A 13623-nucleotide genomic window follows, 5' to 3' on the forward strand; every position below is an offset into this window, starting at 1 on the left:
AAGCTATATTTAGCTTGTGTGAGTCCCTAAAAATCATCACTCAAATAGATGAAAAAAGACCTTATGAGAAACAAAAAAAGCCAGCGACATGACCTCGCTGGCTTGATGATTTACTATAAAAAACGGCTACCCTTTCCACTCATACAACGCTGGGATACGAATTTGCTCACCTTGGAACTCGACAATCACCGCTTGCGGTTGTATTTCTCTTAATGTGACCTGCCCATCAACAACGTCTCCTTGATGATATTCAACATTGTTAATTTTCACCCAGCGGCGATTTTCATCACTGGCGTACATGTGAGTTTGCAAATTGAGCGCAGGTAAACGCCCTTGCCATTGGTGAGCGTTGCGCTCTAAATCGTTCACGCGCACCGTTTGTGGTGAAGGCGCATCATCTCGGGATAACGCATTTTCGACCTTTCGCGCCAAATCAGGAGATAATGAGGACAAGTCAAGATCATCCAGAGACAAACCTAGGTCCTCTTCAACTACTGAAGTGCCTTGAGTTGATACAGATGTTTCTATCTCGTCTTTGTTTGCTGTATTACTCACGTATTCATCAGATGTTGCAAACGTACCAAAATCACGAGACAGCTCTGCACTTGGCCACTCTCTTGGCAATTGCGCCAACTGAGTAGTTTCAGGGTAGTCCAATGCTTTGAACGGTTGTTCCGCTTCCATCTTAGCCTTAAGGGCGGAAGTACTAGCTTCAGCATGAGGCGTAAGGAGATCTAAATACCAAGCAACTCCGATTGCAGCAACGGTGATTGGCAGCAAGAACAGACCTATATGTTTCACAGCTGACATTATGCGTCCTCCTTCTCGATTCGTGCCAATTGAGGCGCATCTGGCTGCACGTTTTGTTGAAGACGATCTAGCGTCCGCTTACCTGCAATGCCGTCGACCCCAATACCTTGCCAACGTTGGAATAACTCAACGCGCTCTTTCATCGCACCATCAAAAATAGACGTTTCAAGCAGTGGCTCACTTACCGCTTCTGCTAATAGTCGGTCTAATACTTCGATCGCAGGGCCTTCCATGTCTAAACGTAATGTCTCTTTCAACGGCGCTTGCCACAGTTCAATGATATTGCCTTGCCACATCGGCTTTAGCCACGAAATAGGCAGACGCAGACGCTGCTTGCCATTGAGTACTTCGACTTTGTCATTACCGACGGCGTACAAAATGACATACCCAACATCACCTTGATAATTCAACTCCAAAATTACAGGGCGATTTTGTTGCATCAGCAGCGGCCAGGTCGCCATTTTACGCTCACAACGCATGGTCGATTGGGGTTCTGATAAACAAAGATTGTCGCGAACCGATGCTTGATAACCCCACAAACGATACAAATCATTCACGGCGAGATTCGACTGTTTTTGTGCTAACAATAAGTCACGCTGATCATCTGTCAATTGTTGGTTGACGACTATTGGCGTTGGCTCCTCTCTTGGTGCACTCACTTGCGCTAACACTGACGTTGCTTGAGCTGGCATATAATTCACGACCGCCCACCCCGTACCTAATGCAGCAATAAGACCCACCGTGACTGAGCCCCAAGCAGGCCAACGGAAAGTACGGCGCTCTTTTTTATCTTGCTGATAAATATCTGCCTGAAACTGCATCACCTCTTCACAGGCCTGCTGAACGGTTTGCTTATCCACAACCACATTACCTTGGTGATAACTGATGTTGAGAGATTTATCACAGATAAGATTAATCAAGCGCGGGATGCCGTGACTGTATTTGGCAATGAGTTTACAAGAAGCACGATTAAACAGTTGCTGGTCACCACCTGCCGTATGTAATCGAAACGCGATGTAATCTTCTGTCTCTTTTTCATCCAACGGCAACAAGTGATAACGCCCAGTAATGCGCTGAGCGAGCTGGCGTAGTTGCGTCGTTTGTAATAACCGCTGTAATTCAGGCTGTCCGACCAACAACACTTTGAGCAGTTTTCTGGTATCGGTTTCCAAGTTGGTCAACAAACGTAGCTGCTCTAAAACGTCGGCAGCAAGGTGTTGAGCCTCATCAATGACCAGCAATGTCTGCCAGCCTGAACGATAATTACGCAGCAAGTATTTGTGAATCACTTGGTTTAGCTGTTTGAGGTTTGCATCTGGCGGGTAAGTAATTTTGAATTCATCGCAAATAGCTTCGAGCAAGTCTCGACTCGAAAACGTGGGATTTAGGATCAGACCCGCTTTGGTGTTATCACCTAAATTCGCCAGCATCGCTTTTGCGACGGTCGTTTTGCCTGTACCCACTTCGCCAGTAAGCATAGCAAAACCACCGCCATCGCCTAACCCGGCTTGGAGATGTGTGATTGCCTCTTTGTGACGTTGGCTTAAATACAAATAACGCGAGTTTGGAACAATCGAAAATGGTTGTTCTACAAACCCAAAAAAGTCCTTATACATTAGGCTCTCCAGCTAAAAAACCACCAGGGAATAGTCAGATATAATATAAACATAGCTGCATCTACTCTCGGGAGTAAAGAAAAGTACCATTGCTTGCTACAATGTCCAACGGCATATCAATAAATTAAGAGGTAATTCGTGCAAGTTTATTTAGTAGGTGGCGCAGTTCGAGATAAATTGCTCGGAATTGATAGTTATGACAACGACTGGGTGGTCGTAGGTGCGACTCCCGAGACGATGCTGTCCCAAGGGTACACCGCCATTGGTAAAGACTTTCCTGTATTTTTGCACCCAAAAAGCAAAGAAGAACATGCACTTGCGCGAACAGAAAGAAAATCAGGCTCTGGTTACACTGGCTTTGAGTGTTTCTTTGATCAAAGTGTCACCTTAGAAGAAGATTTAATTCGTCGTGATTTAACCATTAATGCAATGGCAATGGATGATGCAGGTAAACTCCATGATCCTTACGGCGGCCAGCAAGATCTCAACGATAAACTGCTACGCCATGTCTCAGACGCCTTTGTCGAAGATCCTCTACGCGTTTTACGTGTCGCTCGCTTTGCTGCCAAGCTGGCTGATCTAGACTTTACGGTTGCCGACGAAACCATGCAGTTAATGCGCCACATGGCAGAGTCTGGGGAGCTGAGCACACTGACTCCCGAGCGTGTTTGGCAAGAATGGCATAAATCCCTCTCCACCCCTCGCCCTGATATCTTCTTATCGATTCTAAGAGATTGTGGTGCATTGGCCGTTGTTTTACCTGAAATTGATGCACTATTTGGCGTACCTCAACCAGAAAAATGGCATCCAGAAATCGATACGGGCATCCATACTTTGATGGTGGCAGAGCAAGCTGCAAGACTGAGTGACTCACTCCCCGTCAGATTTGCCGCTCAAGTGCATGACTTGGGCAAAGGGGTGACGCCAGAGAGCGAATGGCCAAGCCACAGAATGCATTGTCATACAGGATTAAAACTGATCAAAAAGCTGTGCGAGCGTGTCCGTGTACCGAATGAGTTTCGTGATTTAGCCTTGATGGTGTGCGAACAGCACTCCAATATCCATCGCGCGGCCGAGTTAAAGCCGCAAACCATCATAAAGATACTCAACAAATTCGATGTGTGGCGCAAAGCTGAGCGCTTAGAAGATATTTTAATATGCTGTCAGGCTGACCATGCAGGTCGAAAAGGGTTAGAAGAGAAGCCTTATCCTCAAGCTGAGATTTTTACCCACGCTTATCAAGCCGCAGCCGCCGTAGATGTTCAGAGCATCATTAAGGATGGATTTAAAGGCCCGGCAATACGTGATGAACAAGAAAATAGACGGATTGAAGCGGTAAGAGTCGCTTTGAATAAATGATCTGAGCTCAGATTAATTAACCGAATTGTATTCATGCCAGGTCATTCCAGCGAGACTAGGAATCTAATATCAGCACGCAGGGAAGTTTTAGAAATGGCCAACGCTACAAGAAACTCTGAGAGAAGGTTCTGAACCTCGCTCCTTCGTCGCTGTTCAGAATGACGTTGTGGTTTAGGTATGCAGCTTGCGGTTAAGCAAGCTGCCAATCCGTCGCGTTATCAGGCGCTAAGCAAGAACGCAAACAAGCCGAAACCTAGAATCAGACGGTAAATCACAAACGGTGTCATGCCCATGCGTGAAATCATCTTTAAGAAAAAGTGGATACAAATATATGCACTGATAAACGATGTGATGATACCAGTCAGCAAGAAGCCAATATGGACAGGTTCACCACTGGTCACTAGCTTCATGCCTAAGTAGCTACCAGCTAATGTAATGATCGGGATCGACATTAAAAATGAAAAGCGCGCAGCCGCTTCTCGAGTAAAGCCTAGGTAAAGTGCAGCCGTAATGGTCGCCCCTGAACGCGACGTTCCAGGAATCATCGCTAAGGCTTGGGCAATACCGATAAACACAGCTTTCTTCCAACCCGTTTGGTATTCATCTGCAACCAACTTAGCGTTTTTGTCTACCCACCAAAGCAACAAGCCAAATACGATCGTTGTGGTCGCGATGACATAAGCGCTACGTAGATACACTTCAATGATGTCTTTCATCAACAAGCCGAACACACAAGCTGGAATCGTCGCAATCACGATCATCCAAGCAAGTTTTGCTTCTTTACTCCTATCTCCTTTAAAGATCGAAGCAAATAATGCCTGGAACAGAGTGATCACTTCATGACGAAAATAGATCACGACAGCCATTAATGTACCGACGTGAACAGCAACATCAAAGGCTAGACCTTGGTCTTCCCATCCCAAAATGGCGGAGGGCAGGATCAAATGGGCAGAGCTCGAAATAGGCAAAAACTCTGTCAGACCCTGAATCAGAGCCAGAATAAAGGCTTCAAAATAACTCATGTAAACAACTCAAATTAAAAATGAAAAAGAAACAGGTTTGAGTGAATCGACTGGCTGCATTGCATGCCAAATATCTGCGACTGTGCGTCCATCGCCTGGGATCACTAATTGAGGTTCGAGATCATACAGAGGCTTTGTGACAAAAGGATATTTGTAGATATCACTGCGAGGTAGCTCAGGTTTTTTCTTGGAGACACATTCACCGAACAACACTATATCGAGATCCAGTGTTCGATCCTGATACTTTTGCGCATTTTCTTCGCGTCCCCACTTAAATTCAATCTCACGTAGCTGATGACTCAACTCTTCTAACGACAACTCGGTACGCATTGCAACGACAAAGTTGTAGAAGTTCTGGCTGCTAAAGCCAATAGGTTCACATTCATATACCGGCGATACGAGGAGGTTTTCTCCAAGCTGTAGCAGCTCCTGATACGCAGCGAGCGCATGTTGCTCTCTTTCTACATTCGTACCAACACCGATATAGGTGGTGATCATGCTTGACCTCGCTCAATCACGACACCAACAGCGCGTGCTTGTGGCACGGCACCAGGTTTTGCTAAACGGATTTTCACCCAAGGCACAGAGAAACGCTGCATGATAAGCTCTGCCACTTCTTCGGCTACACGTTCAACCAACAGAAAACGACCATTTTCAATATGGCTCAGTACCGCCTCACTCACTTGCGAGTAATCCAACGCATCTTGCACATCATCACTTTTACCCGCAGGCTTGTTGTCGTGCGCCATTTCGATATCCAGAACCAACTTTTGTTTAATTTGTTGTTCCCAGTCGTACACGCCAATCGTGGTGATTACTTCTAATTGTTCAATAAAAACTTTATCCAGAGCCATCTTATGTCCTTCTATTACAGAGGTCGGATACCCGTGAGGGGTAATTTGATCGTAGTATTCTATACCTAAGTAACATTTACTTGGGTCATCACAATGTTACTTAGGTATAAACTGCGAAAGCATCTTTATATACAAGAAATCACATAATGCAAGCTCTATCACAGTGAGGATTTCTGCATTATGTGAATTCGAGGTATGATAGCAACTACGCGGGAACCGAGCATTAAATTCCAATCCATCAAGGACTTCTATGGACGCACTGGCACTGATAATGACAATGGCCGCCTATTTACTGGGTTCGGTTTCCAGTGCGGTTTTGATCTGTCGACTCTTAAAACTGCCAGATCCACGCAGTGTAGGCTCCAACAACCCTGGAGCAACGAACGTATTGCGTATTGGCGGACGAGGAGCCGCTGTTTCAGTCTTGTTGTGCGATATGCTCAAAGGCACCATCCCCGTGTGGGGCGGATACTTTCTTGGTATCGACCCTATCATTCTTGGCGTCATCGCCATTGCTGCCTGTCTTGGGCACATGTACCCCATCTTTTTCCACTTTAAAGGCGGAAAAGGTGTCGCAACCGCGCTTGGCGCTATCGCTCCGATTGGTTTGGACTTAACAGGATTAGTGATGTTAACTTGGCTGTCAGTAGCCGCGCTATTCCGCTATTCATCCTTAGCGGCTCTCGTCACGGTTTTGGTCACTCCGTTTTATACTTGGATGTTTAAACCGCAATACACGTTACCTGTTGCTATGCTGTGTTGCTTAATCGTATTTAAGCATCATCAAAATATTCGTCGGCTTTTGTCTGGCGACGAGCCAAAAATCGGCGAGAAGAAACTGACACAAAAAAACTCGGCTTAATGCCGAGTTTTTCGTTTAAAGAGGGATGCATTGGTTATGCATGAACTCGATTCAGGAAGTTCAACAACATTTGGTTGACGAATTCCGGCTGTTCTAAACAACTGATGTGTCCCGCTTGCGGAATTTCTACCAACTCACTGCCCGTGATACAGTCTTTCATTAAATACGATTCGAAAACCGGGCGAGGCTTATCTTCACAGCCCACCGCAATTAACGTCGGCAGAGCGAATTTTTCCGAATCTTCAATAACATCACGGCGACCAAACACCATGCGACCAATGCGAGCCACTTCAACCGCACGCTCACCACTCAGGCTTTCTAAACTGCGTTTGAATGCAGCGACCAACTCAGGATTCACCTGCTCAGCGTTATTAGCAAAAAACAATGGCACGACAGCTTCAATAATTGGCGCAGGCACCGCTTGGACTTGGCTAATGGTATCAAGCATTGCAAAGTACTTTTTATACGTAACTTCTGGCTCCCAGCCAATGAAGGTATCCATCAATACCAGTGATTTCACACGTTGCGGTGCTTGAGCCGTCAGTTCCGCTCCCCACATGCCGCCAACAGATAAGCCCACCACAGAAAACTCTTCAATATCCAAATGATCCATCAACGCCAACATATGTTGTGCATAATCAACTAATGACTCTGTCGATGCAGGGGCCGCTTCTGACTCACCATGTGCCCACAAATCTGGCACAATACAACGATATGACTGGCTTAAAACTTCAATTTGTGGCGCCCACATTTGGCTATCCCACAAATAACTGTGACCAAACAGTAATGCTGGACCATCACCTTTATCAAGGTAAGCAAGTTGCTGACCTTCAATTTCAAACTTATTCATTGTTATATCCATTTCTTATTCTTCCGCACCATCCTATCACTGAAACGATACCGAACTGCTCGCATCAGTCAGAGTGTAAACGAAGCTTTTCATTGAATAGCTAAAAATAAAGGCCTCTGATGAGCAGAGACCTTTATCGTAGTGAATCTATTTCAAACCTACCGCATAAGTTTGATTAAGCGACTGGCGTCAGTTGGTCAATCGGCCAACGTGGGCGAGCCTCTACCGACATATCAGCCACTTCGCCATTCTTCAAACGCTGCATGCCAGCGTAAGCGATCATCGCACCATTATCCGTACAGAACTCAGTTCGTGGGTAGTAAACCTCGCCGCCAACTTTCTTCGCTAGCTTCTCTAACTCTGCACGTAAACGACGGTTAGCACTCACACCACCAGCAATAACAATACGTTTCATGCCTGTTTGCTCAAGCGCGCGTTTACATTTAATCGCCAATGTTGCACACACGGCTTCTTCAAATGCCAGTGCGATGTCTGCGCGAGTTTGCTCGTCATCGCCATTCGCAGCAATCGTATTTGCTGTAAAGGTTTTCAGGCCAGAGAAACTCATATCCAAGCCAGGGCGATCAGTCATTGGGCGCGGGAACTTAAAGCGACCCGGCGTGCCTTTTTCTGCCAGTTTAGACAACAGCGGGCCGCCTGGGTAATCCAACCCCATTAGCTTCGCTGTTTTATCAAACGCTTCGCCCGCCGCATCATCAATCGACTCACCCAAAATTTTGTACTCACCGATGCCTCTCACTTCAACCATCATCGAGTGACCACCCGACACCAACACTGCCACAAACGGGAATGGCGGTGGGTTATCTTCCAACATTGGAGCCAACAGGTGACCTTCCATATGATGAACAGGTACCGCAGGCACTCCCCAAGCATAAGCAATACTGCGACCAATAGTAGCGCCCACTAATAGTGCACCAACGAGCCCCGGCCCCGCTGTGTACGCGACACCATCAATGTCTTTCGAAGTTAAGTTCGCTTCTTTTAGTGCCTCTTTAATAAGAGGAATGGTTTTCTTTACATGGTCACGTGAAGCCAACTCAGGCACCACACCACCGTAATCTGCGTGCAGTTTTACTTGGCTGTAAAGCTTGTGTGACAGCAGACCTTTTTCATCATCATAAATCGCGATGCCAGTCTCGTCACAAGAGGTTTCAATACCGATAATGCGCATGGTTTTCTCAGTATGCTTTCTGTATAGAGGAAATTTGGGCGTCATATTACCTCGCCTTGGTGCTGCAAACAAATTTTGTACAGACAATAATCGACAAAAGGCTTTACAAAGTAGTTGTGATCGGATTAAAATTCCGCACCATTTTTGATCAAGCTGGTAAGAGACCAAACAATTGTGATTTGGTCTGTTGAATGCCAGCGTTAACGAATAACCCCTGAGGTGAAAGGCATATGCCAGTAGTTAAAGTACGTGAAAACGAACCGTTCGACGTTGCTCTACGTCGTTTCAAGCGCTCTTGCGAAAAAGCAGGTATCCTTTCTGAAGTGCGTCGTCGTGAGCACTACGAAAAACCAACTACAGTTCGCAAACGCGCTAAAGCAGCAGCTCAAAAGCGTCACGCTAAGAAGCTAGCTCGCGAAAACGCTCGTCGCGTTCGCCTGTACTAATAACTGAGCTCCAAAAGGAATTTAGTTATGGCTCTGATTGATCAACTCAAAGAAGAGCAAAAATTAGCGATGAAAGCCAAGGACAAATTGCGCCTTGGTACTATTCGTTTAGCCCTATCAGCAATCAAGCAACGTGAAGTTGACGAGCAGAACACTCTGAACGATGACGACATTCTTGCGGTATTGACCAAAATGGTTAAACAACGTCGCGACTCTGTAGCGCAGTATGAAGCAGCGGGTCGTCAAGATCTTGCTGATGCGGAACAAGCAGAAATTACCGTTCTTGAGGACTTTATGCCTCAACCACTGACAGACGAAGAAGTAGCGGCTCTTATCGAGAACGCGATTGCTGAATCTGGCGCAGCTGGCATGCAAGACATGGGCAAAGTAATGGGCGTTCTGAAACCGCAAATTCAAGGGCGCGCAGATATGGGTAAAGTAAGCGGTTTAGTTCGCGCTAAACTGGCTTAAGATACCCCACCCAATTGCAGCAAGCCGTGCTATCCTTTGGAACGCACGGCTTGTTTGTATCTGGATGAATGGAATGAAATAAGTGAGCAACACGCTTATTCTTTTAAAGCATTCACTCCACTCATCATCTTCTTTTTTTGTTAGGTTTTATGGCTGGACACATCCCTCGCAGTTTTATCGATGACCTTCTAGCTCGACTTGATATTGTCGATATCATCGACGCACGTGTGAAACTTAAGAAAAAAGGCAAAAACTACGGCGCATGCTGCCCGTTCCACAACGAAAAGACGCCGTCATTCAGCGTCAGTCAAGAAAAGCAGTTCTACCATTGTTTTGGTTGTGGTGCGCACGGAAATGCCATCGACTTTTTGATGGAATTCGACCGGCTAGAATTCGTCGAAGCCATTGAAGAACTCGCTTCATACTTGGGCTTAGATGTTCCTCGCGAACAACGTAGCGGCGGTAATGGTTCGTTCCAGTCAGGCCCACAAGCAAGCAGCAGTGAAAAACGTAATCTATACGACTTAATGGGCAGCATTGCTCAATTTTATCGTAACCAACTCAAGCAGCCAGCAAGTAAAGTGGCGATTGAGTATCTAAAAGATCGCGGCCTGTCTGGTGAAATCGTCCAGAAATTTGGCATCGGCTATGTGGCTGATGAATGGGATTTAGTTCGTAAGAACTTTGGCCAGAATAAAGAAAACCAAGACATGCTCGTCACAGGCGGCATGTTGATTGAAAACGATAAAGGCAACCGCTACGACCGATTCCGTGGTCGAGTGATGTTTCCTATTCGAGACAGACGCGGCCGAGTGATAGGCTTTGGGGGTCGAGTATTAGGTGATGGGACACCGAAATATCTCAACTCACCCGAAACCCCGATATTTCATAAAGGTAAAGAGTTGTATGGCCTTTATGAAGTACTACAAGCGTACCGTGAGCCACCACAAATTTTAGTGGTTGAAGGCTATATGGATGTTGTCGCGCTTGCTCAATATGGCGTAGATTATTCCGTTGCCTCATTGGGTACCTCTACAACGGGCGATCACTTGCAAGTGTTATTCAGGCAAACAAGCACTGTCGTATGTTGTTACGACGGTGACCGCGCAGGCCGTGAAGCAGCGTGGCGTGCCATGGAAAATGCATTGCCTTACCTAACTGATGGTCGCCAGTTAAAATTCATGTTTTTGCCGGATGGAGAAGATCCCGACTCTTATATCCGACAAAACGGAAAACAAGCATTTGAACAACAAGTGTCTAATGCGATGCCCTTGTCTGAATTCATGTTCAGCTCATTGACTCAGCAAGTCGATATGAGCTCGAAAGAAGGCATGGCAAAGCTGAGTACCCTTGCTGTTCCTCTCATCGACAAAGTCCCTGGCGGCACTTTAAGACTATACTTGAGAGAACTGCTTGGCCGCCGTTTGGGTTTGGTTGATGAACGCCAACTACAGCAGCTAATTTCAAAACAAGGTAAAGAGGATAAAAGGCCTCAACCTCATAAAGAAATCAAGCGAACGCCGATGCGAGAAGTGATCGCGTTACTGATTCAAAACCCACAATACGTAAGTATGGTGCCAGATCTAACTAGCGTTAGAGATTTACCCATTCCTGGTCTAAGTTTATTTGTTGATGTACTTGATAAATGCCAAGCGCATCCCCATATCAACACAGGCCAATTATTAGAGCATTGGCGAAACAGCCAAAATGAGACCCTTCTGTCTCGTCTCGCGAGTTGGGACATTCCACTCGATGAGGACAACCAAGAAGAAATATTTTTAGACTCACTGGATAAAATTATTGCCCAGTGCGTAGAAAAACAAATTGAAAACCTGCAGGCCAAAGCAAGAAGTGTCGGTTTATCAGCCGAAGAGAAAAGGGAGCTGCTAGCACTTATGCTAGATTTAAAAGCGTAACCCTGTTTAATTAGTCAGCAACGATTTAATTTGTTATAGTAAGTGGTTTGCATTTCGCATACTGATTCCTTCACCAGATTACGAAGTTGGATACCGTCTATGGATCACAATCCGCAGTCACAGCTAAAGTCACTTGTTATTAAAGGCAAGGAACAAGGCTATCTGACCTACGCCGAAGTAAATGACCACCTACCTGCTGAAATCGTAGATTCAGAACAGGTAGAAGACATCATTCAGATGATCAACGACATGGGCATTAAGGTAGTAGAAACTGCTCCTGATGCTGATGATTTAGCACTGAACGATGACACAAATATTACCGATGAAGATGCAGCCGAAGCTGCAGCCGCTGCACTGTCTAGCGTAGAGAGTGAGATTGGTCGTACCACAGACCCAGTACGTATGTACATGCGTGAAATGGGTACTGTCGAACTTCTAACTCGCGAAGGCGAAATCGACATCGCAAAACGTATTGAAGAAGGTATTAACCAAGTTCAATCGTCTGTTGCTGAATACCCAGGTACGATTCCGTACATTCTTGAGCAATTTGACAAAGTTCAAGCTGAAGAACTGCGTCTTACTGACCTTATTTCAGGTTTTGTAGACCCAGATGCTGACGACACCGCTGCACCAACGGCAACACACATCGGTTCTGAACTGACTGAATCTCAGTTAGAAGAAGAAGACGATGAAGACGTTGATGACGACGAAGATAGCGATGACGATTCAGATGATTCTGAAGAAGATGTAGGTATCGATCCAGAATTAGCGCTAGAGAAATTCAACCAACTACGCAGCACCTATCAAAATCTTCAATTAGCAATCAACGAGTACGGCTATAACAGCCCGAAAGCAACCGTTGCTAATGAAATGATGCTAGACGTATTCCGCGAGTTTCGTCTAACGCCTAAACAGTTTGATCACCTAGTGAATGAACTGCGTACTGCTATGGATCGCGTTCGTACTCAAGAACGCCTGATCATGAAGTCTGTGGTTGAATACGGCAAAATGCCGAAGAAATCATTCATCGCGCTGTTCACTGGTAATGAATCAAGTGAAGCTTGGTTAGATGAAGTTCTTGCTTCAGACAAGCCATACGCTGAAAAGATCAAACGTAACGAAGAAGAAATCCGTCGTTCAATCGCTAAGCTAAAAATGATTGAAGAAGAGACTTCTCTAAACGTACAGAACATTAAAGACATCAGCCGTCGTATGTCTATCGGTGAAGCAAAAGCTCGCCGTGCGAAAAAAGAGATGGTTGAAGCGAACTTGCGTCTTGTAATTTCTATCGCGAAGAAATACACCAACCGTGGCCTACAGTTCTTGGATCTTATCCAGGAAGGTAACATCGGTCTGATGAAAGCGGTAGATAAGTTCGAATACCGTCGTGGTTACAAGTTCTCGACTTACGCAACGTGGTGGATCCGTCAGGCAATCACTCGTTCAATCGCGGACCAAGCACGTACGATTCGTATCCCGGTACACATGATCGAAACGATCAACAAGCTAAACCGTATCTCTCGTCAAATGCTGCAAGAGATGGGTCGTGAGCCACTACCGGAAGAACTGGCTGAGCGCATGCAGATGCCAGAAGACAAGATTCGCAAAGTTCTGAAAATCGCTAAAGAGCCTATCTCAATGGAGACACCAATCGGTGACGACGAAGATTCGCATCTAGGTGATTTTATCGAAGATACAACGCTAGAACTTCCGCTAGATTCTGCAACAGCAACTAGCCTTAAAGTGGCAACGAAAGACGTGCTTGCAGGTCTAACGCCACGTGAAGCGAAAGTACTTCGTATGCGCTTTGGTATTGACATGAACACTGACCATACTCTAGAAGAAGTTGGTAAGCAGTTCGACGTTACTCGTGAGCGTATCCGTCAGATCGAAGCAAAAGCACTACGTAAGCTTCGTCACCCAAGCCGCTCAGAGACTCTGCGCAGCTTCCTAGACGAATAAACGCAGCGCATATAAGCTTTAGAAATCAAAAAAAGGTGACTTTAAGTCACCTTTTTTATTATCGACTGTGCTAAGTGGATAAAAACTAAGCGCAATTGCCCTAGTTGGTATCTAGACACCTTGCAACGCTTCCCCTATAATCGTTGTCCTATTAAGGCCCCTTAGCTCAGTGGTTAGAGCAGTCGACTCATAATCGATTGGTCATGTGTTCAAGTCACATAGGGGCCACCATTATTCCTTAAGGCTTATGGAGAAATCCGTAA

Annotated in this window: 13 protein-coding genes and 1 tRNA gene; 7 read left to right on the forward strand and 7 right to left on the reverse strand. The window is 45.8% G+C overall.

The window, feature by feature from the left end; translation table 11 throughout:
- Positions 1-126: 126 nt before the first annotated feature.
- Positions 127-810 carry a general secretion pathway protein GspB gene (locus MSG33_RS19105; RefSeq protein WP_048626619.1) on the reverse strand — a complete coding sequence of 228 codons (684 nt, stop codon included), beginning with the start codon at positions 808-810 and terminating at the stop codon, positions 127-129.
- On the reverse strand, positions 810-2426 hold the full coding sequence (locus MSG33_RS19110) for an ExeA family protein (protein ID WP_053808557.1): 1617 nt from the start codon (positions 2424-2426) through the stop codon (positions 810-812). Before MSG33_RS19110 ends, MSG33_RS19105 begins: the two co-directional genes overlap by 1 nt.
- Before the next feature lie 138 nt (positions 2427-2564).
- Between MSG33_RS19110 and MSG33_RS19115 the strand changes: the two genes are divergently transcribed.
- On the forward strand, positions 2565-3785 hold the full coding sequence (locus MSG33_RS19115; RefSeq protein ID WP_248381754.1) for a multifunctional CCA addition/repair protein: 1221 nt from the start codon (positions 2565-2567) through the stop codon (positions 3783-3785).
- Between the two features lie 218 nt (positions 3786-4003).
- Here MSG33_RS19115 and MSG33_RS19120 read toward each other — a convergent pair whose 3' ends face one another.
- From MSG33_RS19120 to folB, 3 genes are read right to left on the reverse strand one after another with little or no spacing between them, the layout of a single operon-like run.
- Positions 4004-4807, reverse strand: coding sequence for an undecaprenyl-diphosphate phosphatase (locus MSG33_RS19120; protein ID WP_006743204.1), 804 nt, complete (start codon positions 4805-4807; stop codon positions 4004-4006).
- A 9-nt stretch (positions 4808-4816) separates the two neighbouring features.
- A complete protein-coding gene (folK, locus tag MSG33_RS19125; protein ID WP_248381756.1) occupies positions 4817-5305 on the reverse strand; it encodes a 2-amino-4-hydroxy-6-hydroxymethyldihydropteridine diphosphokinase in 489 nt (162 codons plus the stop codon).
- Positions 5302-5661 carry a bifunctional dihydroneopterin aldolase/7,8-dihydroneopterin epimerase gene (gene folB, locus MSG33_RS19130; RefSeq protein WP_005395977.1) on the reverse strand — a complete coding sequence of 120 codons (360 nt, stop codon included), beginning with the start codon at positions 5659-5661 and terminating at the stop codon, positions 5302-5304. Before folB ends, folK begins: the two co-directional genes overlap by 4 nt.
- Positions 5662-5911: 250 nt before the next feature.
- Here folB and plsY point away from each other — a divergent pair, with 250 nt between their 5' ends.
- On the forward strand, positions 5912-6523 hold the full coding sequence (plsY, locus tag MSG33_RS19135) for a glycerol-3-phosphate 1-O-acyltransferase PlsY (protein WP_005379857.1): 612 nt from the start codon (positions 5912-5914) through the stop codon (positions 6521-6523).
- Between the two features lie 34 nt (positions 6524-6557).
- Here plsY and MSG33_RS19140 read toward each other — a convergent pair whose 3' ends face one another.
- Together MSG33_RS19140 and tsaD are read right to left on the reverse strand one after the other, a co-directional pair.
- Entirely contained in the window at positions 6558-7373 is an 816-nt protein-coding gene (locus tag MSG33_RS19140; protein WP_124008970.1) for an alpha/beta fold hydrolase, read from the reverse strand.
- Positions 7374-7548: 175 nt separating this feature from the next.
- Positions 7549-8565, reverse strand: coding sequence for a tRNA (adenosine(37)-N6)-threonylcarbamoyltransferase complex transferase subunit TsaD (gene tsaD / locus MSG33_RS19145; RefSeq protein WP_046874179.1), 1017 nt, complete (start codon positions 8563-8565; stop codon positions 7549-7551).
- Positions 8566-8795: 230 nt separating this feature from the next.
- Between tsaD and rpsU the strand changes: the two genes are divergently transcribed.
- The 5 genes from rpsU (at position 8796) to MSG33_RS19170 (ending at position 13591) form a co-directional block, all read left to right on the forward strand.
- Positions 8796-9011, forward strand: coding sequence for a 30S ribosomal protein S21 (gene rpsU / locus MSG33_RS19150; protein ID WP_001145625.1), 216 nt, complete (start codon positions 8796-8798; stop codon positions 9009-9011).
- Between the two features lie 27 nt (positions 9012-9038).
- Positions 9039-9482, forward strand: coding sequence for a GatB/YqeY domain-containing protein (locus MSG33_RS19155; RefSeq protein ID WP_248381758.1), 444 nt, complete (start codon positions 9039-9041; stop codon positions 9480-9482).
- Positions 9483-9631: 149 nt separating this feature from the next.
- Positions 9632-11398, forward strand: a complete 1767-nt coding sequence (dnaG, locus tag MSG33_RS19160; RefSeq protein ID WP_248381760.1) for a DNA primase — start codon at positions 9632-9634, stop codon at positions 11396-11398.
- 99 nt (positions 11399-11497) lie between these two features.
- Positions 11498-13360, forward strand: coding sequence for an RNA polymerase sigma factor RpoD (rpoD, locus tag MSG33_RS19165; RefSeq protein WP_005395986.1), 1863 nt, complete (start codon positions 11498-11500; stop codon positions 13358-13360).
- 155 nt (positions 13361-13515) lie between these two features.
- Positions 13516-13591, forward strand: a tRNA-Ile gene (locus tag MSG33_RS19170).
- Positions 13592-13623 lie beyond the last annotated feature (32 nt).

It is taken from the genome of Vibrio sp. 1CM7H (assembly GCF_023161645.1).
Taxonomy (GTDB): domain Bacteria; phylum Pseudomonadota; class Gammaproteobacteria; order Enterobacterales; family Vibrionaceae; genus Vibrio; species Vibrio diabolicus.

Coding starts and splice junctions, on each gene's coding strand:
- MSG33_RS19105 (WP_048626619.1), bottom strand. CDS start 810: ATGTCAGCTGTGAAACATATAGGTCTGTTCTTGCTGCCAATCACCGTT.
- MSG33_RS19110 (WP_053808557.1), bottom strand. CDS start 2,426: ATGTATAAGGACTTTTTTGGGTTTGTAGAACAACCATTTTCGATTGTT.
- MSG33_RS19120 (WP_006743204.1), bottom strand. CDS start 4,807: ATGAGTTATTTTGAAGCCTTTATTCTGGCTCTGATTCAGGGTCTGACA.
- folK (WP_248381756.1), bottom strand. CDS start 5,305: ATGATCACCACCTATATCGGTGTTGGTACGAATGTAGAAAGAGAGCAA.
- folB (WP_005395977.1), bottom strand. CDS start 5,661: ATGGCTCTGGATAAAGTTTTTATTGAACAATTAGAAGTAATCACCACG.
- plsY (WP_005379857.1), top strand. CDS start 5,912: ATGGACGCACTGGCACTGATAATGACAATGGCCGCCTATTTACTGGGT.
- MSG33_RS19140 (WP_124008970.1), bottom strand. CDS start 7,373: ATGAATAAGTTTGAAATTGAAGGTCAGCAACTTGCTTACCTTGATAAA.
- tsaD (WP_046874179.1), bottom strand. CDS start 8,565: ATGCGCATTATCGGTATTGAAACCTCTTGTGACGAGACTGGCATCGCG.
- rpsU (WP_001145625.1), top strand. CDS start 8,796: ATGCCAGTAGTTAAAGTACGTGAAAACGAACCGTTCGACGTTGCTCTA.
- MSG33_RS19155 (WP_248381758.1), top strand. CDS start 9,039: ATGGCTCTGATTGATCAACTCAAAGAAGAGCAAAAATTAGCGATGAAA.
- dnaG (WP_248381760.1), top strand. CDS start 9,632: ATGGCTGGACACATCCCTCGCAGTTTTATCGATGACCTTCTAGCTCGA.
- rpoD (WP_005395986.1), top strand. CDS start 11,498: ATGGATCACAATCCGCAGTCACAGCTAAAGTCACTTGTTATTAAAGGC.